This window comes from Nonomuraea sp. NPDC049750 (genome assembly GCF_040659625.1).
GTDB lineage: Bacteria > Actinomycetota > Actinomycetes > Streptosporangiales > Streptosporangiaceae > Nonomuraea.
This window is the reverse complement of the sequence record NZ_JBFANB010000017.1, coordinates 33,598-54,251: the sequence shown is the minus strand read 5'-3', so window position 1 is coordinate 54,251 and position 20,654 is coordinate 33,598. Positions and strand designations below refer to the sequence as shown.

20 protein-coding genes are annotated in these 20,654 nt (G+C 67.3%); 10 read left to right on the top strand and 10 right to left on the bottom strand.

The features are described 5' to 3' along the window. Positions 1-29: 29 nt before the first annotated feature. Positions 30-1,289, bottom strand: coding sequence for an MFS transporter (locus AB0J16_RS35825; RefSeq protein ID WP_358548403.1), 1,260 nt, complete (start codon positions 1,287-1,289; stop codon positions 30-32). Between the two features lie 199 nt (positions 1,290-1,488). Between AB0J16_RS35825 and AB0J16_RS35820 the strand changes: the two genes are divergently transcribed. Together AB0J16_RS35820 and AB0J16_RS35815 are read left to right on the top strand one after the other, a co-directional pair. Beyond that, on the top strand, positions 1,489-2,673 hold the full coding sequence (locus tag AB0J16_RS35820) for a family 1 glycosylhydrolase (RefSeq protein WP_358547924.1): 1,185 nt from the start codon (positions 1,489-1,491) through the stop codon (positions 2,671-2,673). An 84-nt stretch (positions 2,674-2,757) separates the two neighbouring features. Continuing rightward, on the top strand, positions 2,758-3,768 hold the full coding sequence (locus AB0J16_RS35815) for a LacI family DNA-binding transcriptional regulator (RefSeq protein ID WP_358547921.1): 1,011 nt from the start codon (positions 2,758-2,760) through the stop codon (positions 3,766-3,768). Between the two features lie 18 nt (positions 3,769-3,786). Here AB0J16_RS35815 and AB0J16_RS35810 read toward each other — a convergent pair whose 3' ends face one another. Next, positions 3,787-3,966 (bottom strand): hypothetical protein, encoded by a 180-nt coding sequence (locus AB0J16_RS35810; protein ID WP_358547918.1) that lies wholly within the window; start codon positions 3,964-3,966, stop codon positions 3,787-3,789. Here AB0J16_RS35810 and AB0J16_RS35805 point away from each other — a divergent pair. Next, positions 3,961-4,773 carry a hypothetical protein gene (locus AB0J16_RS35805; protein ID WP_358547915.1) on the top strand — a complete coding sequence of 271 codons (813 nt, stop codon included), beginning with the start codon at positions 3,961-3,963 and terminating at the stop codon, positions 4,771-4,773. The genes AB0J16_RS35810 and AB0J16_RS35805 overlap by 6 nt on opposite strands. A gap of 286 nt (positions 4,774-5,059) precedes the next feature. Here the strand turns inward: AB0J16_RS35805 and AB0J16_RS35800 are convergent, their stop codons facing one another. Next, positions 5,060-5,374 (bottom strand): hypothetical protein, encoded by a 315-nt coding sequence (locus AB0J16_RS35800; protein ID WP_358547913.1) that lies wholly within the window; start codon positions 5,372-5,374, stop codon positions 5,060-5,062. 181 nt (positions 5,375-5,555) lie between these two features. Here AB0J16_RS35800 and AB0J16_RS35795 point away from each other — a divergent pair, with 181 nt between their 5' ends. Next, positions 5,556-5,867 carry a hypothetical protein gene (locus AB0J16_RS35795; protein WP_358547911.1) on the top strand — a complete coding sequence of 104 codons (312 nt, stop codon included), beginning with the start codon at positions 5,556-5,558 and terminating at the stop codon, positions 5,865-5,867. A gap of 88 nt (positions 5,868-5,955) precedes the next feature. Further along, the gene (locus AB0J16_RS35790) at positions 5,956-6,144 is read left to right on the top strand and encodes a hypothetical protein (RefSeq protein ID WP_358547908.1); all 189 of its coding nucleotides are present in this window, start codon (positions 5,956-5,958) and stop codon (positions 6,142-6,144) included. Positions 6,145-6,428: 284 nt separating this feature from the next. Here the strand turns inward: AB0J16_RS35790 and AB0J16_RS35785 are convergent, their stop codons facing one another. Continuing rightward, the gene (locus AB0J16_RS35785; protein ID WP_358547906.1) at positions 6,429-7,712 is read right to left on the bottom strand and encodes a hypothetical protein; all 1,284 of its coding nucleotides are present in this window, start codon (positions 7,710-7,712) and stop codon (positions 6,429-6,431) included. Positions 7,713-8,219: 507 nt separating this feature from the next. Then, positions 8,220-8,888, bottom strand: coding sequence for an SMI1/KNR4 family protein (locus AB0J16_RS35780; RefSeq protein WP_358547903.1), 669 nt, complete (start codon positions 8,886-8,888; stop codon positions 8,220-8,222). A gap of 330 nt (positions 8,889-9,218) precedes the next feature. Between AB0J16_RS35780 and AB0J16_RS35775 the strand changes: the two genes are divergently transcribed. Continuing rightward, complete coding sequence (locus AB0J16_RS35775) at positions 9,219-9,542, top strand: hypothetical protein (RefSeq protein WP_358547901.1); 324 nt, start codon at positions 9,219-9,221, stop codon at positions 9,540-9,542. Positions 9,543-9,568: 26 nt separating this feature from the next. Next, positions 9,569-10,162, top strand: a complete 594-nt coding sequence (locus AB0J16_RS35770; protein WP_358547898.1) for a CAP domain-containing protein — start codon at positions 9,569-9,571, stop codon at positions 10,160-10,162. Between the two features lie 200 nt (positions 10,163-10,362). On the opposite strand, the gene AB0J16_RS35765 is transcribed toward AB0J16_RS35770, so the two are convergent. Next, positions 10,363-10,647, bottom strand: a complete 285-nt coding sequence (locus AB0J16_RS35765) for a DUF4193 domain-containing protein (RefSeq protein WP_358547895.1) — start codon at positions 10,645-10,647, stop codon at positions 10,363-10,365. Positions 10,648-10,814: 167 nt separating this feature from the next. Next, on the bottom strand, positions 10,815-10,967 hold the full coding sequence (locus tag AB0J16_RS35760; protein ID WP_358547892.1) for a hypothetical protein: 153 nt from the start codon (positions 10,965-10,967) through the stop codon (positions 10,815-10,817). A gap of 549 nt (positions 10,968-11,516) precedes the next feature. Here AB0J16_RS35760 and AB0J16_RS35755 point away from each other — a divergent pair. After that, positions 11,517-13,433, top strand: coding sequence for an NACHT domain-containing protein (locus AB0J16_RS35755; RefSeq protein WP_358547890.1), 1,917 nt, complete (start codon positions 11,517-11,519; stop codon positions 13,431-13,433). A 78-nt stretch (positions 13,434-13,511) separates the two neighbouring features. Here the strand turns inward: AB0J16_RS35755 and AB0J16_RS35750 are convergent, their stop codons facing one another. Next, positions 13,512-14,234: a tyrosine-type recombinase/integrase gene (locus AB0J16_RS35750; RefSeq protein WP_358547887.1), complete on the bottom strand. Its 723-nt coding sequence runs from the start codon at positions 14,232-14,234 to the stop codon at positions 13,512-13,514. 539 nt (positions 14,235-14,773) lie between these two features. Continuing rightward, positions 14,774-15,415, bottom strand: coding sequence for a TetR/AcrR family transcriptional regulator (locus tag AB0J16_RS35745; protein ID WP_358547885.1), 642 nt, complete (start codon positions 15,413-15,415; stop codon positions 14,774-14,776). Between the two features lie 92 nt (positions 15,416-15,507). Here AB0J16_RS35745 and AB0J16_RS35740 point away from each other — a divergent pair, with 92 nt between their 5' ends. Beyond that, entirely contained in the window at positions 15,508-15,741 is a 234-nt protein-coding gene (locus AB0J16_RS35740; protein ID WP_358547882.1) for a hypothetical protein, read from the top strand. Next, positions 15,738-17,366 (top strand): carboxylesterase family protein, encoded by a 1,629-nt coding sequence (locus tag AB0J16_RS35735; protein ID WP_358547879.1) that lies wholly within the window; start codon positions 15,738-15,740, stop codon positions 17,364-17,366. The genes AB0J16_RS35740 and AB0J16_RS35735 overlap by 4 nt, the downstream gene beginning before the upstream one ends. Positions 17,367-17,420: 54 nt before the next feature. Here AB0J16_RS35735 and AB0J16_RS35730 read toward each other — a convergent pair whose 3' ends face one another. Further along, entirely contained in the window at positions 17,421-19,607 is a 2,187-nt protein-coding gene (locus AB0J16_RS35730) for a Tn3 family transposase (RefSeq protein ID WP_358547875.1), read from the bottom strand. Positions 19,608-20,654 lie beyond the last annotated feature (1,047 nt).

Sequence of the window (20,654 nt, the reverse complement as noted above, 5' to 3'; positions counted from 1 at the left end):
TGAGGGAACGTCCGAGGAATGATGCGGGTTCAGCGGACGGATCGGACGCGTAGAACGACGATTCCGCCGAGCAGTACACAGGCGGCAGCGACGATAAACAGCAGCGTGTAGTTCTTGCCGCCCGCGGCGACCCCGATCGCAAGGAAGAGCGGGGCGATCAGGGGAGCGACGGCCTGCGGGATTGATGCAGCGAACCCGACGATGCCCATGTATCGGCCGGCATCCGTCTCGCGCTCTGGGAGGACGTCGAGCAACAGCGCCTGATCCACGGCAGCGAATCCACCAAGACCGAGGGAGACGATGAGCGAGCCGGCAATGAGAACAGGCACGGCGGTGGAGAATGCCATCGTGAGCATGCCGACCGCCATCACAGCCCCGGAGAGGACGACGAACGGCTTCCGCCGCTTGACCTTGTCGGAGAGGAATCCGCCGCCGATGGCTCCGATCGTCGTGGCCAGCACACCGATGCCCCCAGCGGCGGCGATGACGCCGCCGACCTTGTCGACGGAGACGCCCATGCGGGCGGCGAAGAAGAACGCAGTGAACGTGGTGTTGAAGGTGAGGCCGAAGTAGAACAGGAAGCGGCCCAGCCAGTTCCAGGAGAAGTCCGGGAACTTTCGCGGGTTGAACACGTACTTCGCGAGCAGCGTCTTGACGGTGAGTCGGTCTTCGAAGCGCAGACCCCGGCTGTCGTCCTCGTGGACGAAGATCACGAAAAGAAGAACCGAGATGACGCCGATCACTCCGGGGATCAGGAACAGCAGGAGCGGGTTGCCGGAAAGGCCACCCGCGATCACCACACCGAACACGGGAGCGATCTGAGTGGCGAATCCTCCGAGACCAGCCACCTTGCCACGCTGCGACTCGGGAAGACGATCTGCTTGCGAGTTGGTCAGGCCACCCAGAGCCTGTCCCCAGCCGAGTTGCGCCAGGATCCATCCAAGACCGAGTACCACGACGGATGGCGCCAGCGCCATGACGAGGAGGGAGATGACGCCGAGGAGCGTGCCGACGATGATGAACGGGCGTCGGCGACCCAACCGCGTGCGGGTGCGGTCGCTCGCGACTCCCAGCAGCGGCCCCGTGAGCATGACAACCAGGGCGCCGACGCCGGTGATGTATCCGAGGTATTCCTCGTGTCCCGGAGCCAAGGCGTTTACGCGGATTGAGAGCGAGATCGCAAGCGGTGTGATGAAGGCCATGAACACACCGAACTGGGCGAGCACAAGCAGCCAGATGTAGCGGTTGCCGACCTTCGGGAGCTCCTTGGCCGGCGCAGCCTCTGCCATGATCACCGCCGGGTCAGCAGACGCGGCAGGGAGCGGGGCGCAACGATGGGTATCTCGCCGGACTGTTCATGAAGACTCCATTGTCGTGAGGTCAAGCCGGGTGGTACTAGCGCGGGCTAGTCGCAAGGACGCTACAGTGCCTAACTAGCGCGCGCAAGTAAATGGCTGGGCAGCAATAGGACTGTTCGAAGGAGAACCTGTGTCTGCAACCGACGCATTCCTGTGGGGCGCATCCACCGCGCCGCATCAGATCGAAGGAAACAACATCAACGCGGATTGGTGGGAGATCGAGAACACCCCCGGGGTGCCGTTCCCGGACCGGAGCGGGGACGCACTCGACAGCTTCCATCGTTATGGTGAGGACATGAGGCTGCTGGCCGGAGCCGGGTTGAACGCCTACCGCTTCGGGTTCGAGTGGGCCCGCATCCAGCCCGAGGAAGACATGTTCTCCCGTGCGATGCTCGACCACTACCGCCGGATGGTCGACACTGCCCTTGAGCTGGGAATCCAGCCGGTGGTCACGCTGCAGCACTTCACGAGCCCTCGCTGGTTCGCTCATGATGGCGGCTGGGAGAACCCTCGGGCCGTTGATCGGTTCCGCGGCTACATCGAGTACGTCAGTCCCGCATTGGACAACGTTGATTGGGTCTGCACGATCAACGAGCCCAACATGATGGCGCTCTTCAACGTGCTCGCCAAGCTTCATAACCCCGATGCGAAGCTTCCCGAAGTCCAGAACCCGGCCTCGCCGCTCCCCGACCTTCGTATCGGCGAGATCTTCGCGAATGCGCATCGCGCCGCGCGCGATGTCCTCCACGAGCACACGGACGCGAACGTCGGATGGACCATCGCACAGCAAGCCCTCGAGCCGACTCCCGGTAATGAAGATGTCTTCGACCGCGTGCACCACCAGTGGGAGGGCTTCTACCTCAGCGTGTCTCGCGAGGACGACTTCGTCGGTGTTCAGTCGTACACCAGCCAGACGGTCGGCCCGGATGGCGTAACCCCGCATTCGCCGAGCGAGGACAACACGATCACCGGCTGGGCCTACCGCCCAGATGCGCTCGGAATCTCGCTGCGCCGAGCATGGGACGAAGCCGGCGGTGTTCCGCTGCTCATCACAGAGAACGGCATCGCCACCGCGGACGACGATCGCCGCATCGCCTACACCACCGAAGCGCTGCGTCACCTGAAGTCCGCGGTCAACGACGGCATCGACGTCCGCGGGTACCTTCACTGGACACTACTCGACAACTACGAGTGGGGAGACTACGGGCCAACCTTCGGCCTGATCGAGGTCGACCGGCAGACGTTCGTCCGCACACCGAAGCCGTCCCTGGCATGGCTCGGGAGCATGGCCAACGGAGGCTTCGCACGCCTCTGACCTTCACCGGGCTGGGCGGGCGGTTACGTTACCGCAGGTAACCGCCCGCCCCAACTACACTGCTATTTAGCCACTTAGGGAGCCATGACGTCAGAGCACCTTACTCGCCGCCCCACAGCAGCGGACATTGCCCGCTCGCTGGGCATATCGCGGGCCACCGTGGGCTTCGTCCTGAACAACACTCCGGGGCAGACGATCTCGGAACCCACTCGTGCCCGTGTCCTGGCTGAGGCCAAGCGTCTCGGGTACCAACCTCACTCAGCGGCACGAGCGCTGGCCAGCGGGCGCAGCCACATCATCCTGATGATCCTGCCGGACTGGCCCCTGGACTTCGCCCTGCGCCGGAACATCGAGGAAGCGTCCCTGACGCTCGACGAAGCCGGCTACACCCTTGTCACCTATACGTCCCACCCCACCGGATTGGCGCGGCCGCTCTGGGAGACCTTGCAGCCCGATGTCGTCATGTCGATGACACCCATCTCAGCCGAGGACGTCGCCTCCATACGTGCCGCCGGGATCGTAAACCTGATTCCCGATCCCGAACGGGCCAACGGCACGGTATACGTTGACGAGGGGCCACGTCTGCAGGTGGAGCATCTGCACAGCCTTGGTCACAGACGGATCGCTTTCGCAGGCTCCACTGATCCGCGTATTGCCGAGCTCGTCGCGGAGCGACGGGAGCATTCATTTAGCGCCGCTCAGCACCTGGGTATGGAGATAGCAGCGGAAGTGCAGGTGGATCTCTTCGACCAGCAGGCCTCCGCCGATCTGGTACTCCAATGGCACGCCTCGGGCATCACAGCCGTAGCGGCCTACAACGACGATGTCGCCGCGTCTCTCGTGGGCGCAGCACTTCGGAGTGGGCTCGACGTGCCGAAGGATGTTTCGGTCATCGGCCACGACGACACCCCGCTCGCAGGCTTCTTCCATCCGCAGCTCACCACAATCCGTACCGACACTGCGGGTCTTGGACGGTACAGTGCCGCCCTGGCAATCAGCGCGGCGACGGGGACCACTCCCCCAACTGTCGGGCCGGAATTCAGCTCGGAGGTCGTTGTCCGGGCTTCTACTGGCCCAGCGGGTCTATCTGATTGACGGTGGATCTGGCCCGACTCATTCGAATTCGATCTTGGAGAGGTCCTTGTTGAAATGTCCGCCCTGCTGCATCGCCACCGCGGGGATCGGCGCGTACAACGACCAGGCCCACTCCAGGCTGACTGCAGCGTTCACCTGACTCCCGCCGAACGTCAGCGCCGCGACGTGCTGCGCGCAGCGCAAGACCGGCAGATGCACGCCGTCCAGGATGCACTCGAGGAGCAGCGCCTGGCCTTGGCCGCCACCTGGATCAACCGTTACGGAAGCCGCCCCCACCGGCTGGACCTGCCCAGCCCGCCGAGCCGACCGCGCCGTGTCGCCGCCCTTGACGGCGCCGTCGGGCTGCGGCCCGGCAAGGAGGAGCAGGCCATGCTCGCCCTGTATGACAGCGGCTGGCTGGAGCTGTGCCCGCGCGCCGCGGAAATCATCGGTGTCCTGCTGGACTGCCCGTGCGCCACCAGGGGCCGCCTCGCCGAGCTCGCCGCTGGCCAGGCGCCGGATCGCTGGCTGAGCGCCGAGCAGTGGCTGGAATCGAGCATCTGGGACGGTATCCGACCGCCCCTGCTTGCTCTGCCCCCCGTCGGCCATACTCCGGACCTCGATGAGTGCCCGCCTTTCCACATGCTGCGCCACCACATGGACGAGAACCTGGGCGCATGGGAGAGGTGGAGCGCCGGATTTTCCGCCCTGGTGGAGGCCTGCGACGACCCGCCCGTGGAAACCATGGCCGAACTGATCGCCTTCTGGCAGGACGTCGGCATCCTGGTCGGCTGCGGCGGCGACGGCGACCATCCCCTCTGGACCGTCAACGCCTCACTGTCCTCCCCGTGGCGCATGGTGTACACCAGAGGGCCTCTTGTCCCTGTCCCCGCCCTGGCTGCCGCGCTCGATTGGCTACTTGAGGAAAACGCGCCCCTGGACGAGGAACTCCTACCACGCGAAGTCTTCAACCTGATTGTCACCTCACCCGGGCACAACACCAACGCCGGCATCATCGCCAGCTGAGCCTCCGACGCAGCGGCGCAAAAGACCTGCTTGCAGGTGCCCTCGAACGGCCCCACCGCGCAGCGCGGATCATTCGCGCGGCCGTTGCGCACAACGCCGATTATCGGCGTACGGGTTCACGTGCACAGCCGCGTACGGATAGTCATTCGTACGCGGCTCCGCACCTAGATATGTACGCCGACACCGATTGCGCCTGAAGTCCGAGGAGTCCTGGCCCTGCACTCCTCGGAGCGGGAATGAAGCCTTCGCCGGAGAAAAAGCGATGGGGTGCGGGGTTGATCCGCAGTCATGGGTCGATGGAGTATGGGCCCGCCATCCCCGCGCGGGAACGCAACGATGGACGCAGGGCGGCGCGCTGGGCGACCTTGTAGGAGGCGCCGCTCACCTCGGCGGCGAACACCTCGATGAACACCTGCGCCGACATGATGAGCGGGTGCCGGTGACCATGGCGGGTGGGGTCCACGAAGTTGTGCAGCGATCGAAGGTACAGAATCCGGGCGTCTGCCAGGCCGAGCGGGTGCACAAGGTCGGCGATCTGCTGATCCTGCAAACTGATGAGCGCGTCCCAGCCATAGGCGTCGGCCTTATCTGAAGTGCTCATATGGAAGTGAACACCTTGAATGGCCATCGCGCTTCGACCAACTGCCCGACAGCGTGCTGGAGCCTGGCCCCGGCTGGCCGGCCCTGTATGGCTCCTTCGAAGAGATGGTGCAGGCCAATCGGACGGCAAGCCTCCCATCAGCTCCCGACGCCGACGGCGGACCGACCCACGGCGGACAACGGTGACCGTAGACCGGCCGTTCCGGCTCGGTCTGGGTGGCGGCCGCCGGGCTGTCACCGCCGTCACACTGACGAAGGCGCTGGAGCGGGCCGCCCGCGCCTTCGATGAGTATGCCGACGTCGTTTCCCTCACGCTCGAGCGCGGGCCGGCCGATGTCCGGCTTCGGGTGTGCACGCTGATCGCTGACCGCGAGCGCCGCACCTTGTCGGTGGATGCGTCCGGCAGCCGCAAGCCGTCTCTGGCCGCTCAGGTCGCGGATCGGTTGCGCGCTGGCCAGTCCGGCGCGGCGGGGTCTGCCGCCTTGGGACGCTGACCGGCCAGCAGGGTCCTGCCGTCACCCCGCGCGCCGAGCAGGCATTGCGGCATACCCTGGCCGACATCGCCGACGGCCACCTGTCGCTGTGGGTGAAGTCGCCTACTACGACCCGGTAAGCGGCGCCCGGCTGGCCGAGCCGCAGGTCCTGCGCGTCACCCCGGACCGCCAGCCGTACTCCGGCGTGCCCGAGCCCGGAGGCACCTGGTGGACGGCGCTGATCGAGCGCGGCTGGCTGCAACTGCCGCCCCCAGATCGTGGCCAGCAGAATGCCTGAGCCATTGTGGTGAAGCTCAAGCTTCTGGCGTGGCCGGGTGCCCCTTGGGTGGAGGGCATGCCACGAAGCTCATGACCTAGAACGGGAGACTCCGCCACACAGGGGACTGTACGGTCGGCTTACCTGGACGGACCCAGAGCGCCCATGTAGCGGAACTGGGGTGAGCGACCTGCGCCGCGTCTTTCACGGCCGCGGGCGCTGAACGTCGGTGCGGGCCGGTGCGACAACGGGTCCGGCAACGTTGCCCGGCGCGGCGCCTTGGCCCGAAGACGCCGCCTGGCCCGTTAGGGGAAGAACTCGGGGTCGTCCTCGTCGGAGTCAACTCCTTGCGGGTTCTTCAGCCAGGAGGCGACGCGGGCCTGCATGGCCTTGACCTCTTCCTGCGTCACCGTGATCCCCAGTTTCTTGAGGCGTTGCTGCGTGAATGTGCCCGACTCGGGTCGCTGCCCGTATGCGTCGCTGTATTGCTGATACCAGCCTTGGATGAACTGGTCGGCGTGGCCATGGCCAATGGAGGTGTTGAGGCGATCCAGCCGGGTTGTGCCCGTATCCCTGTAACGCGAGCGGGGCGCCTTCACAGCCCGCGCTTCTCCGGTCTCGGGGTCCACCGCGGTGCAGCAGTCCTTGTCCGTGGACACCTTGTCCCAGAGGTTGTCGAAGATCTCGCCGCTCTTGAGCTCCACGACCTCCACCGCCAGGACGAAGCTGACGCAGTCGAGCTCGCCCTTCTCGGCCGCACGGTCGACCGCGAGCGAGACATGGCGCTGGGAGGCGTTGCACAGCTCGAACAGGGCGCTTTTGAAGCAGGCCCAGTAGTCGGCGGAAAGCGACCCATCCGTGTCGTGGACATTCTGGATCTCGATGGTGTGGGTGATGGAATTGTAGGTGGCAGGGCCTATGTCGTCCTCGCCATCCGGGAAACCGTTCCTGTCGACGACCGCGATGCTCGCGCTTTTTTCGACGCCTTCCAGCCTGTCGAGGACGCTCTCATCGATGGAGCGCTTGTTCTCGGGCAGCTTTCGTTGTTCCCGTGCTGTCTGCCGCCAATCGGGCTTCTGGCCGGCCACCCCCTGCAAGAAAGTTTTGAAGATCTTGTTGGTGGAGATCTTCTGCAGTACCTGGTAGATGTACGACTTCTTGACGGCCGACTCGGATGCGGCCTTGTACGTCAACAGGGCGATGTTCGCGGGGCCGACGGTGATCGCGTTCGTTCCGCCAACGTACGGTTCCTCGAGCTCGGACTCATCCGAGCTCGAGGCGGAATCATCGTCCTTCACCGGGACGGGGCTTTGCCCGCGCTTCGTTTTTCTCCAGGGCTGCTTGTCTGCGGCCGGCCCTGACGAACCGCGCTGAGACGAAACAGGCTGGGACGAGGGCGGTGCCTTCCAGAATTCCTGGGGAGGCAGCTTCTTGCGTACCGGATAGCGGGGGGCGGGGCCGGGGCCGTCTGTCGCCGGGGACTCATCGGAGGATCCCTCCTCCGCGCCGGAGCGATCGCCCTCCTCACGGCTGTCCTGGCGCCGCCGTTTGCTCTTGACGCGCCGCGACGATGGCTTACGCTTTCCCATCAGATCGCCCTTCCAGCGGTGGGGCGGCGCCTGACGCGTCGCGCGACACCCACCAGGATGAGCCACGTACCACGGACTGTCATCTCCGCTCGGCAAACACCACTGCCGCAGGGGCGCGGGCAGAGCCGACCTGTAGGTGCCCATGCACGCTCGGCGATCTCACTGCCGATGGCGGCCGACCGTCAAGCCAAGAGGTCCGGGGTGTTCGCCGGATAGCGTGGTTCCGCATGAGGTGATCGCGGTGTTACTGTCCGCAGATGGCCGGTGATCACGCAGTGAAGTTCCGTGCCGTTGAGGGGCCCATGCCTTCCTGCTCACGCTGCGCAGGACGGGCACTGATGACGATGGATCTTCGACGCTACAGCCGGGCGTCGTCGAGCTGGTGGCTCCCGAGGGCTGAGCCCGGGATCCCCGTGGCCGACGACGACCCGAATGATGGATCTTCAGAAAGGAGGCGAGCTTGGCCAGATGTCCCGCCACGGTCGCGGTGGACGGCGGGATGAGGGTCTAACCCTTGTAGCGCCAGTCCAGGCGGCCTTTCTCCACGCCGGGCTGCCAACCGCGCACCGGCTCGCCCCGTTCCAGGGCGCGGGCGGTGACCTTGAGCAGAGCCAGGAAAGAGGGCCAGATGTCGCCGTCGTCCGTGTGCAGGCCGTCCTCGCTGTGGAAGCTGCCGGTGCGGCCGGTGTCCGGGTCGACGAACAGGCTGCCGCCGGTGCTGTCGTAGCCGAAGGGGATCAGGCGGCCGTGCCACCAGTACGGGCTCAGCTCCGGGTCGTCGAGTGTGATGTCGCAGTTCACCTGCCAGTCGCGCTGCATGCCGCGTACCGACATGGCGTTGTAGATCGGCGGGAAGGAGAAGCCCCCGTCGCTCGCCCCGTCGTGGCGTAGCAGCGACGCCCGCAGGTCGTCGGGGAAGCGCGCGCCCATGGCGGCCTCGGCCCGCGCGATCGCCAGGGGCGTGGCCGGCGTGCGCAGGCTCTTGTACGTGCCGGGCGCGTGCCGGGCGAGCCAGCGCTCGATGCGCCGCCAGGGGGCGTTCACCTGGGCCGTGACGGCGGCTCGCGGGGTGCGCACGACGGGGGCTCGGTGGTCGGGCAGGCAGCCGGTGGCGCGCTTCTCCGCGTTGGTCGGCGCCGACAGATCGCCGGGGCGCGGCCTCTGGTCTTGGCCCATGGCCTTCGTCGTAGCCACGGGCGCCACCGGCAAGCTAGGCGAGCGGCGCCGGGCGGGGGGCGGGATGGCGGACCGCAAAGTCCCACACAATCCCTTCCAGATCAGCCAGTAGGGCCTCGTCATCGTCGTGAGCAAGCGCATCACCATCCTCGCGGCCTATGTCGCGGTTGTCCGACATTCGGTCAAGGAACCGCTGAAGCGTTTCCGATCTGCTTCGTGCCGGGAGACCGCAGCCGCTCAAGTCGAAGTCGAGCAGGGGTGGCGCCGTGAGGGCGGCGGGTGGTCAACCATGCCGCCTTGCACGCGCATTGCGCGCTCTTGGCTCAGACCGTGTGCGAAGGGCTGACGCTCCGAACCGCGCGACGTGTCGTTCCCAACCGGAGCGCGACGGCCACGGCGTTGGGCTGGCCCGCTCTCGGGCTCACGGTCGCGATCGGCGTCTGGTGGCTGGTCACCTCGGCGTTCCCCCTCCTGCATCCGGCGGTGCTCCCACCGCTCACCGAGGTCCTGGCCGCTTTCCCGGCAAAGTCCGCGGAACTGCTCGGCGGACTGGCCACGACAACGCTGGAGACGGTGGCCGGCCCATCGCCGCGGCTGAGTAAGGGGCTACTCATGCACGCACCCGGGGGCCGCCCTTTAGCTAGAAGGGCATGAGCATCCCATCGCCAAAGGAGATCACTATGATGCGCACCATAGCTCTGGCTGCCTTAATGGCCGTCCCGTTCGTGAGCGCCGCCCCGGCGTACGCTGCCGCGCCGGGGTGCGCCGCCGCGGCAGCGTACTACGACGTGGCTCCGACCAGCGGCAACCTCGCCATGGTCGGCCAGGCGGTGCACTGCCTCGTCGACGCCGAACGCGCCAAGGTCGGGCTGGCCGCGCTCACCCGCAACAGCTCGCTCGACTCGGCGGCGACGTCGCACGCCGCTGCGGCGGCGAGCCTGAAGTGGTGGCGGCCCGGCGCCGACTCGCACACCAACCCGCAGACCGGCTCTACGCCGTACGGTCGTATCACCGGCGCAGGTTACTGCCCGAACCCGGTGTCGTGGGCCTACTCCGAGACCACCTACACAGGCTGGGGCACCGGCTATGGCACCGCGCGGGCCGCCGTCAACTGGTGGGTGAACGTCAGCACGTACGGCCACCGCCAGATCGTCCTGAGCCCGACGCTGACAGACCTCGGCATCGGGGTCGCGGCCGGGTCGGCGGATCCGGCCGGCGCGGGGGCCGCAGGCGGCGGGACGTACGTTGTCGACTTCGGACGTTGCCAGCGATAGGCGGGCGACGGAGTGGCGACGGCGCAGCATCCGTCACCGAGGGCGCAAGGGATGAAGGCACCTTGAAGATCACCTCATCGGGCGGCAGCACATTGGGCCGGCGACGTGCCGACAGCCGCCTCGGTGTCCACACGATCGCCGTTGGAGCGGATCCGGAAGCGGCCATGGGCGGCGCGGCCGTGGCCTCATCGTCGTCCCGGTCAGGCGGCGCACTCCAGGCAGACCTGCTGACCGTTCCGCTCAGAGGCGCGCTGGCTACGGTGGTGCACCAGGAAGCAGCTCGAGCAGGTGAACTCGTCCGCCTGAGGCGGGATCACCCGCACGGACAGCTCTTCATTCGACAGATCCGCGCCAGGCAGTTCGATCGACTCAGCCAGGTCGGTCTCGTCGACGTCGACGCTGCCGGACGAGGTGTCGGCGCGGCGAGTCTGGAGTTCTTGAAGGCTCCCCTCTCCGGAGTCGTCGTCGATGGCCGACCAGGCCATGGCGGAACTGCGCGATAGAGCAGCCGAGTAGGCGCGGGGCGGGTGGATCTACCGTCTTGCCCCGTTTCGGCGGTGAGCCTGTCGAGGAAGGGACACGTGATCCACTCACCGGCATGGCGCACGTCTGCCGACATGGTTCTCTCGCATCGGCGGGTGGGGGCGCTGTTCTATGTCGCGCTGGCCAGCCAGGTGGTCCAGGCGCGCTCGTCGGTATAGGCCTCGGGAGCGATGCCGAGGGCGGCCAACGACCCGGGGTAGGCGCGGTTGTAGGTGGCGGCCCCGGCGATGGCCTGCTCGGGATGTACTGAGGCCGCGCCCACCTGGACGAGCACATCGCCTCGACCGGGCAGCGGTAGCCCGGACCTCGGACGACTCGAGCGCTGAGGGCAGGCCGTAGCGGTGCTGGCCGGCGGCCCGCATCGTCGTCGCCCCGGCCGGACTCGCCCCCGGCACCAGGCATGCTCCGGCACTCGATCGCTGTTCGATTCCCACAGTTATCTCGTGTGACTCTTAGTAGTCAGTCATGTGTGGCAAGTAGGGTTGGCGCGTACTTGCCACACCAGTATTCAGGGGTCTTTGGGCATGTCAGGCATGTCAGGTGCGCTGCCTCGGTACTACCGCCCTCAGCGGGCGGTGGCGCCGAGGCATGTCGGCCCTGTTCTGGACCCACCTGAACCTCTACTGGCGTTGAAGCTCAACATGAATTGAACGCCATCTGGAGCTGAAAACCGCGGTTGTCGGTCCGCATGTGGGCGAACCCCTCGCCCCGCCGCGGTCAATTCCAGACGCGGCGTCGGCAGAGAGTTCATGATGTGGTCATGAGGCGCCGGCGGAAGTACGGGCGGTGGCTGGTTGCGGGCGGGCTGCTGGTGGCCTCGATCGGCTGGGCGTACAGTGCTTTGTTCGGTAGCGACGCCGAGTTGAGCAAGGCGGCGAGCCAGGGACAGATCTACGGCGTGGTACTGACCGCGATCGGCATCGTGGTCACCCTGTTCGTCGCGGAACGGGACCCTGTTGACCAGCACACGTCGGCCTCGGCCCGGATCGTGCTGGCTACAGACGTATACAAGAAGGAGTGCCGGGTACGCACCGCGCTGCTGGGAGGCGTCGTCTTAGCCGACGTCGGCTTCCACACCTCCGCGCGCTCCCCCCGCGAGGGACTGACCCTGCGCGTGCGCCAGGTGGCCGCACGGCTGCTGTCGTGGCAGGAGGAAGGCCGCGCCTCGGCCGGAAGCCTGAGCGACATCGCCGACTACTACCGCGGCCTGCCCGAGGGGCGCCTGCTGATCGTGGGCGAGAAGGGCTCGGGCAAGACGATCCTCGCGATGGAACTGGTGATCGCCCTGGCCGAGGCGGCGAAGGACAACCCGGACACGGGCTGGCCGGTCCCGGTACGGCTCAGCGCCGTCTCCTGGACCGTCGACCGTGACCTGCCTGGCTGGCTGACCGAGCACCTGAGCCAGGCCTACGACGTCCCGCGGGCCGAGGCTGCCCAGCTCGTGGATGATCGTCAGATCCTGCCGGTGCTGGACGGATTGGACGAAATGGACGGCGACGACGCCCCGCCAGCGCGCGCCGCAGCTCTGATCGGCCAGGTCAACCGGTACTATGCGGGCCGCGCCTTCGCCCCCGTGGTGGTGACCACACGGGCAGACTCCCACAGCCGGCTCGACCGCCTCGATGTAGCGCTCGACCACGCACACACCATCCGCGTCCTTCCCCTGGGCACCGGGCAGATCACCGGTTACCTGGCCGCACGCCACCGCGACCAGGCCGGGCAACGCCGCGCGTGGCAACCCGTCCTTGATGGGCTGAAGCAGCCCGACCACGCGAGCGTGCGCGCGTTGCTGTCGACGCCGTGGCGGCTCATGCTGGCGGTCACGATGATCGATGACGACCCGGTTGCCGCCGCCCACCTCGCGCCCCGGCCCGGCGAGACCGGGCGGGACGCGCAAGCCCGGATGGAGAGCACGCTGCTGTCCGCCTTCATCCCCGCGGCCACCCGCAAGAGCGACCACCACGACAGCCGCTACCGGCCTGAGGACGTGCGCCGTTGGCTGACCCACATCGCCCGCCACCTGGATTGGCAGGCCAGCGAGGCGAAGATGTCGCCGGTGGACATCGTGCCGCACCTGATCTGGCCGATCGGCGGCCGGTACCTGCCCCGGCTGCTACATGTCGCGGCGGTAGCGGGGCTCCTCCTGATCGGTGCGATTTTGTATGTTCCCAAGGTTCTGGAGGAGAAGGACCCGTACCCGTTTTGGCCGATAGGGGTCGCAGCATGCCTTTGGTGCGTCGGGTGGATGCTGTCCGTCGCGGTCGGCTGGTGGCCCGAGCCCGGGATCTGGAGGCGGCGCAGACGCGTCGATCGGTATCGCGCGGGCTCCTGGTGGTTGGCGTGCGGGGTCACCGTCGGCCTCCTGTCGCTGAGGTCAGTCTCCGACATCTGGCGCAGCACCGAGGTAGTGGCGATCGCCTTTATGTGCGCTGTTCTTCTGGCGTTCTTCGGCTTGATATGGGAGTACGACGATCGACGGCGGTGGGATGAAGCCGACACCCTGACGCCGCATGAGGCGGTGCGCACCGATCTCGTGTGGGGACTCACAAGAGCGGTGACTTTCGCTCTATATTCGGGCTTCTCATTCTGCCTGGGGGCGGGCTGGTCTACGGGTTCGGGTCACAGATCCTCTTCGGGGCCGCCCTCGGTCTCGCGCTGGGGGCGGGGGGAGCGAGTTGTCCGGGGCCACCGGCAGTCCAGCACATGCCCACGCCGAGCCCGGGGGTGAGGAACCGGCGGACAGCCGTTGGCGCTGAGAAGGATCTTGGTCGCAGCGAGTGAGGTCGCTCTTGGTCGTGAAGGTTCTTCAGCGCGTTGCCCGGTCGCGGCGTCGGCGGGCGGCGCGGATCTCGGCGTCGGTGACCTTATCGTCGAGCAACGCGTACAGCTGGGTGGTTTCGGTGGAGGCGTGGCCGAGGCGGCGGCGGACGGCCTCGATGGACACCCCGGCGTTGATGAGTTCGGTGGCGTGGGCGTGGCGCAGCTGGTGGATGTCGATCTCGACGCGTGCGGCGGTGCAGTAGCCCTGCCAGCGGTGGTGGGCGGCGTCGTAGGACAGGGGCCCGCCGTAGCCGTTGATGGAGGCGCGAAACAGCGGCCCGGCGGTGTAGTCGGCGCGGGCTAGGTAGAGCTTGAGCAGGGCGACGTAGCCGCGGTCGTCCAACAGGACGGTGCGCACGCTGCCGCCTTTGCCGTGGATGCGGACGTGTTCGTCGTCCATACGCAGGTCGAGGTCTTCGACGTACAGGCCGCACACTTCGGCGGCGCGGGCGCCGCAGACGTAGGCGGTCTCGAACAGCGCCCGGTCGCGCAGCCGGTCCAGTGGCAGGTCCTTGCGCGGCCGCCGCGAGCAGATCGCGGCCAGGACCTTGGCGACGTCGGCGGCCGCGGCCGGGCGGGGCAGCGTCTTGGGCACCTTGATGGTGTCGATGCGGTCCATGGGGTTGGCGTCGAGCAGGTCGTGCCTGACGGCCCAGCGGCAGAAGGAGGCGATCGCGGCCCGCTTGCGCTTGCGGGTGGCGGCCGACAACTGGCCGAGGTCGGCGAGGAAGGCCCGGATAGGCGCGGCGCTCAGCTCGCCGAGCTCGCCGTCGCAGTAGGCGGTGAACTGCAGGAGGTCGCCGCGTTAGGCGCGGATCGTCTGGCCGGAGGCGCCGGCGTTGCGCTTGTCGGTGAGGAAGTCGTCCAGGTGCGTGGCGAGCGGATGGCCGCGGCCGAGCTGCTCGGCGATCACCTCGTTCACGCCGTCGCCCTCCATCGCCTATGTAGTTGCCAGATAACCGGGAAACGAAGCCTGAGTGCCGGAAGCGCTCCGCCCAGCTCGCGCCTGGTCTGTGATCGCTATCTTGCCAGATAACGAAGGTTATCCCGCAATCATTGGTCTCCATCCTGCTGATTCGCACCGCAAGGCCCGCTCGCATAGAGCAACCGGCTGAGGGTCGCTGCGGACGCCGGCGGTGAAGAACATCACACGCCAAGCGTGACGGTGAACGTCTGGCGCCTCTGGAAGGCGTCTTGGCGTACGTGGTGTGACGGACGCAGCGCTGGTGCCGCGCTCGCAAGGCACCCTCAGGTGATTGCGGTCGATGAGGCCGGTCGGCTTGGCCGGGATGGCTGCATGAGCAGGCCGTCGATACGACGAGTCAGCGTGTCGTGGGCGGGTACGGTGGCGCGGTGTCCGAGCAGGGCGAGTGAGGTCAGCCCTTCGACGAGTGGCAGGAGGGTCTCGGCCTCCAGGTCGGCGTCGAGGTCGTCGCGGAACTCGCCGGTTCGCTGGCCATAGCGGATCAGCCAGACCAGCAGGTCGCGCGTTTTGGCGTGGGCCTGGCGCAGGATTTCCGCCAGGGACGGGATGGCCGTGGCGTGGGCGGTGAAGGCCGCCAGGATCCTGGCGTCGCGTCGCTGGTGCGGCTCGATCAGGGTGAGCGTACGCAGGGTGGCGGTGAGCAGGGTCACCGCCGACTCCTTGGCGGCGGAGGCGTCGATCTCCTCCTGGCCCTGCGCGGTGATGCGTTCGGTGATGTGGTGCAGTGCGAAGGCGAGCATCTCGTCCTTGGTGGCGAAGCATCGCTGCACTGCTCCCATGGACACCCCAGCCTGCTGCGCCACGTCCCGGAGGGTCGCGCCTTCGGGGCCGTGCCGGTCGATCAGGTCGCAGACCGCTTCGGCGATGTGGCGGCGTCGCGTCTCGTAGTCGACCTGCTTGGGCATGGGGTTCCTTCCGACAGCATTTCGATGCGGTTGCATCGTATCAACTTTTCCGGTTTATTTGATGCGTACGCATCGGAACAAGGGAGGACGCCATGAGTCGTTCGCAAACACGCAACCGCACAGCCGATAAGGCGCTGTGGCTGGCCGGAGCTCTGTTCACCGTGCAGGGGTTCGGCTCGGCGATCACCGAGGCGCAGTGGGACACCAGCTTCGGAATCGCCGGCATCCTGCACGCCGTCGGCGTCCCCGGCTGGGCTGATCTCGCCCTGGGCACCCTCGGAGCCGCGTTCCTGCTCATCGCGACGTATCGGGCGGTGCGCCGATGAAACCCCGAGGAACGGCGCGCAGGACGGCGCGCGTGCGGCTGGTCACGGCGGTGGCCGGTCTGTCCGTCGTCGCGGCCTGCGCGAGCGCCACCGGCCCCGCATCGAGCTCGCGCCAGTCTGTCGCGCACACCTCGTCCGGCGCCGTCACCGGCGCTCACATCGGCCGGGACGTGCAGCGGTTCAACGCCATCCCCTATGCCGCGCCACCGACCGGAACGCTGCGCTGGCAGCCGCCCCAGCCCGTCCAAGCGTGGAAAGGCGTCAAGGACGGCACCCGCACGGCCCCGCGCTGTCCGCAGAACGCCAATCCCGCCGACTCCAACCCGGCCAGCACCACCGAGGACTGCCTGTACCTGAACGTCACCGCCCCCCGGACCGTGCCCGCCGGACAACGGCTGCCGGTGATGGTCTGGCTGCACGGCGGCGGCTTCACCCAGGGCGCCGGCGGCGACTACGACACCCAGCGGCTGGCGAAGGCGGGCGTGGTCGTCGTGACCGTCAACTACCGGCTGGGCATCTTCGGTTTCCTCGGCCACCCCGCCCTGCCCGGCTCGGGCGCATTCGGCCTGCTCGACCAGCAGGCCGCGCTGCGCTGGATACGGCACAACGCGGCGGCCTTCGGCGGCGACCCGCGCAACATCACCCTGTTCGGCGAGTCCGCGGGCGCGTTCAGCACCTGCGCCCAGCTGACATCCCCCACGGCGGCGGGGCTGTTCGACAAGGCGATCATCCAAAGCGGCACATGCTCGATGCGCCAGATGGGCATCGACCCCGCCGGCGGCGACACCGTGTGGCCATCACGGCAGTCCGGCGAACAGATCGCCGCAGCCGCCGCCGAACAGATCGGATGCACCGACGCCGCCCAGACGATGGCCTGCCTGCGCCAGGCCCCGGTCCCGGCCCTGCTCGCCGCGCAGCAGAAGATGCCCGCCACCTGGGCGCCCTCGTACGGAAGCGACACGCTGCCGCTCGACCCGCGCCGGGCGGTGGCCGAGGGACGCCTCCACCCGGTGCCGCTCATGGCCGGCACCACCGCGCACGAGGCCCGATACTTCGTGGCCATGTACTTCGACGGTCCCGGCCAGCCTCTGACCCGGCAGACCTATCAGCAGTTCCTGCGCACCGCCTTCGGCACCGACGCCCGGCGGGTCGCGGCCAGGTATCCCCTCAGCGCACATGGCTCCCCCTCCCTGGCATGGGCCGCCATCGCCACCGACCGCGGCTGGACCTGCCCCACCCAGGCGGGCAACCGCCTGCTCGCCCGCAAGACCCCCGTCTACCAATACGAATTCGCCGACGATCCCGCTCCCAGACCATCCGGGTTTCCCATCCCCGCCGCCTTCCCTCTGGGCGCCTACCACGGCGGAGAACTGCCCTACCTCTTCGACGGCCCCGGCGCCGCCACCGCCCAGCCCCTCTCGACAAGCCAACGCCGGCTGGCCGACCAGATGATCGCCTACTGGACCCGCTTCGCCGCCACCGGCAATCCCAACGACCCGAGCCTGCCCCGATGGAAGCCCCTGACCAGCAAGAGCGCGAACCGCGTCCGCTCCCTTTCCTCGGCCCGAAGCAATGGCGACGGCTCCACCGAACACCACTGCCGCTTTTGGGACACACGCAAGTGAAAGAGCTCCAGCCCATGAGCTGAGCCGTCATTCAGACGGTCATCGGTCAGCGGTTCAGACACCGTCATCGTCCACGACAGCGGCACTGGCAGCACTGACCTCGGGCAGCGCCGCCGCGCCGAGCGGCCGCAGGCCCTTGTCCGGGGCCGAGGAAGCAATCGCGTAGCGGCCCAGGCAGTTGAGGTGGGCGTGGCCCAGCGGGGACAACCGTGCCACGTCCTCGTCCTTGACCGGCACACCCTGGGCGCGCAACTGGTCCACGATCGCCGACAGATACCGTGAGTTCCACAACACGACGGCATTGACGACAAGTCCAAGAGCCGCGAGTTGATCCTCCTGGCCTTCCCGATATGCCTGTCGGATCCGGCCCGAGTTGCCGTGGCAGATCTTGCGGGCCAGGCGGTGCCGGGACTCCTGGACCGACAACTGCTTACCCAGGCTCCGACGGTAGCTGGAATCCATCGGGTCCAGCATGCTCAGCAGGTGCATCGTCTTGTCGATACGGCCGTACTCGGCGAACGCCTGCCCCAGCGGCGTCGGAGAACCCTGGCGGGCGAACATGCGCAGCAGGTCGTAGGCGCGCACCTGGTTGGTCACCAGCGATCCGGCGACGCGGAGCATGTCCGGCCACTGGGTGATCACCTTCTTGGTGTTCAGCTTGTTCCGGGCGATCGCCTCCAGCACCCCGTATGCGCTGGTGGTGCCGTCGGGCAGCTCGGCGCGCCAGAACCGCTGGTCGCCCAGGTCGGCGAAGCGGGGCGCGAACCGGTAGCCGAGCATGGAGAAGATCCCGAACACCATGTCGCTTTCGCTGGCCTGGTCCGTCGTGACCAGCTCGGGTTTCGGCCCGGCGTCCAGGTTGATCAGGCAGTCCAGGATGTAGAGCGAATCGCGGGGAGTGCCCGGCACCACCATCTGCCCGATCCCCGCCACCTGATCATTTACTGCGTTGAGCCAGGTGATACCGCGCTTGTAGCCGTAGTACTTGGGTGAAGGTCCGGCGTTGATCGTCTTGACCGGGACGACGAACCGCAGCCCGTCTACCGAGGCCAGCAAGCCGCCGCCCCACGAGGCGACGATCGGCACCTTGCCCTGGTGTGCGATCAGGATCGCGTTGGCCGCGGCGTGCGTCTCGGCGCGCACGTAGTTCTGATCCACGTGGGACAGCCGGCCACGGGTCAGCGCCTCGTCCCCGGCCTTGATCATAGGGGTCAGTCCGACGTTGCAGGCCTCGCTGATCAGCAGCGCCACCAGCGATGTCGGCAGGTGGTTCATGCGGGTGGAGATGTCGGCCAGGTGCACGTAGGCGTCCAGAAACCCGGTCCAGGCGTGCACCTCCAGCAGCAGTTCTGGCAGGTCGATGCGGGGCAGCATGGCCTGGCAGGCGGCCCTCAGCCACGCCAGGGACTCGCTCTCGCCGAGCGCGCCGAGTTTCTCCACCGACAGCCGGGCCCGCCCGCCCCTGGCCGGGGTTACCACCGAGACCAGCGCGTCCTCGCCCGCCTCCTCCAGCCGGGCGGCCATCTGCTTCCAGGCCGCGTCCAGGGCCAGGACTTTGCCGTTCAGGTGCTCCTGGACTGGGTCGGTGAGCGACAAGGATGCCAGCACATCCTCGGCGATCGACTCCCACCGCGCCCCGGCCAGCAGGTGCGCGCGCGGATCGGCCCAGCGCAGCGACGGCGAGGCGAACACGTCCCTGATCGTCAGGGCCTGCATCAGGTGCTCCAGCACGGTCACTCCGGGCAGCAGCACGCGATGCCGCCGCAGCCACGCCACCGACTGCTCGAACAACGCCACCGGCCCCTCGGCATGCGTCCACGCCCGGCCATGCAGAAAGGTCCGGAACTGGCGCGTCAGCTGCCGATCGCTCCAGCTGCTGGTGTCATCGAAGGCGTGGTAACCGTAGGCGTCCCGGATCATCCACGCGTGCTCGTACGTCGTCTTGGGCCGTTCGGCGTATTTCTTGACCTGCGACGCGTCGCCGATCCCGAGCTGCTCGGCCAGGTGGTCCACCACCGGCCAGGGCACCGCCAGCGGATCCTCCAGGAACAGCCCCTTGTACCGGACGGTCCCGATCTGGACGGCGACGCCCAGCCGGTGAGAATCGGCTCTCGACTGCGCGATCACATTCCGGTCGAAGCTGTCCAGGAAGAAGAACTTCTCCAGGTCTGACAGCGACGGCACCTCGATGAACGAGACGTAGGCAGCCCTGTGCTCGGCAGACAGAAATTCCGCAGGCATAGCCCGCACGGTAGGACCATATCGGCGGGGATCAACTCATAGTGATCGACGCGTTACAAGTGAGGATGTTTCACCCGTGAGTGCGTCTTGATCGTTCTCAGCGCCAACGGCTGTCCGCCGGCTCCTCGCCCCCGGAGCCACTGCGTGCTGTTCATCAATCGCCGGTGGTGCTCGCGCCGGTCGGTGGCTGTCCGATGTTCAAGCAGGACCCCTTCGCTCGGCGGGAACGGATCGTCAAGATCATCCCGCAGGTGCGACGGAACCGGCCAGGCCATCCGCGGATACCCGCCGTCGAGACCCGCGCTCGTTCCCACAACATGCTGTGAGAGCCGGTCCTGTGCCTTACGTGCCTGACAAGATCATTGCGCTCTGACCTGCGAGAAGAGACCAAGAACCCAAGATAACCGGCGCGGTGGCGGCGGCCCAGGAGTTGCGGCCCGGCGTCGTGCTGGCGGTCAAACGATCAAGGGCCTGGCTCTCGATCTTGAGAACCAGGCCCTAACCTCGGGAACCCTGTCAGGGCGGCGGGCTTGAACCCACAGCCTTCTTCGTCCCGAAGCGGGCTCCCCCTCGCGGTCGGCCTTTCCCTGGGGTCGCATTCACAAATCGAAATAACTGTCGTCCGCAATGCCAGGCAAACTGTATACCAGCTGGGAATATCGTGAGACGGTCACGCCTCCGGGGTTATTCGTCACCTGTTATCGGCGCCTCCGATCTGGCGAAATCATTCCCGGCTTCCCTTCCTGCGGGGAAGAGCGATTCCCGAGCCGTCCGCCCGCGCAAATGATCGCCGTCGCCGGAGCGAGGATTACGGCCATCACCGGTCGAGTCTCTGACGTGCGGGACCGTCGTCCCGTCCTGCCCGCACAGGTGACGTGAACGGCGTGCCGCGTGGCCCCGCTGGACGTCGGTGCAAGATTGGCCGCAGTCAATGGCAATTTTCGACATTTCTCCGGAATGTAGCCAAGTGCACATTACGCCCGATATGTGTTGATTTTCTGGAGCGGCTGATTAGCGTGGGTCGAGACGTCCGGTCATGAAGGGAGT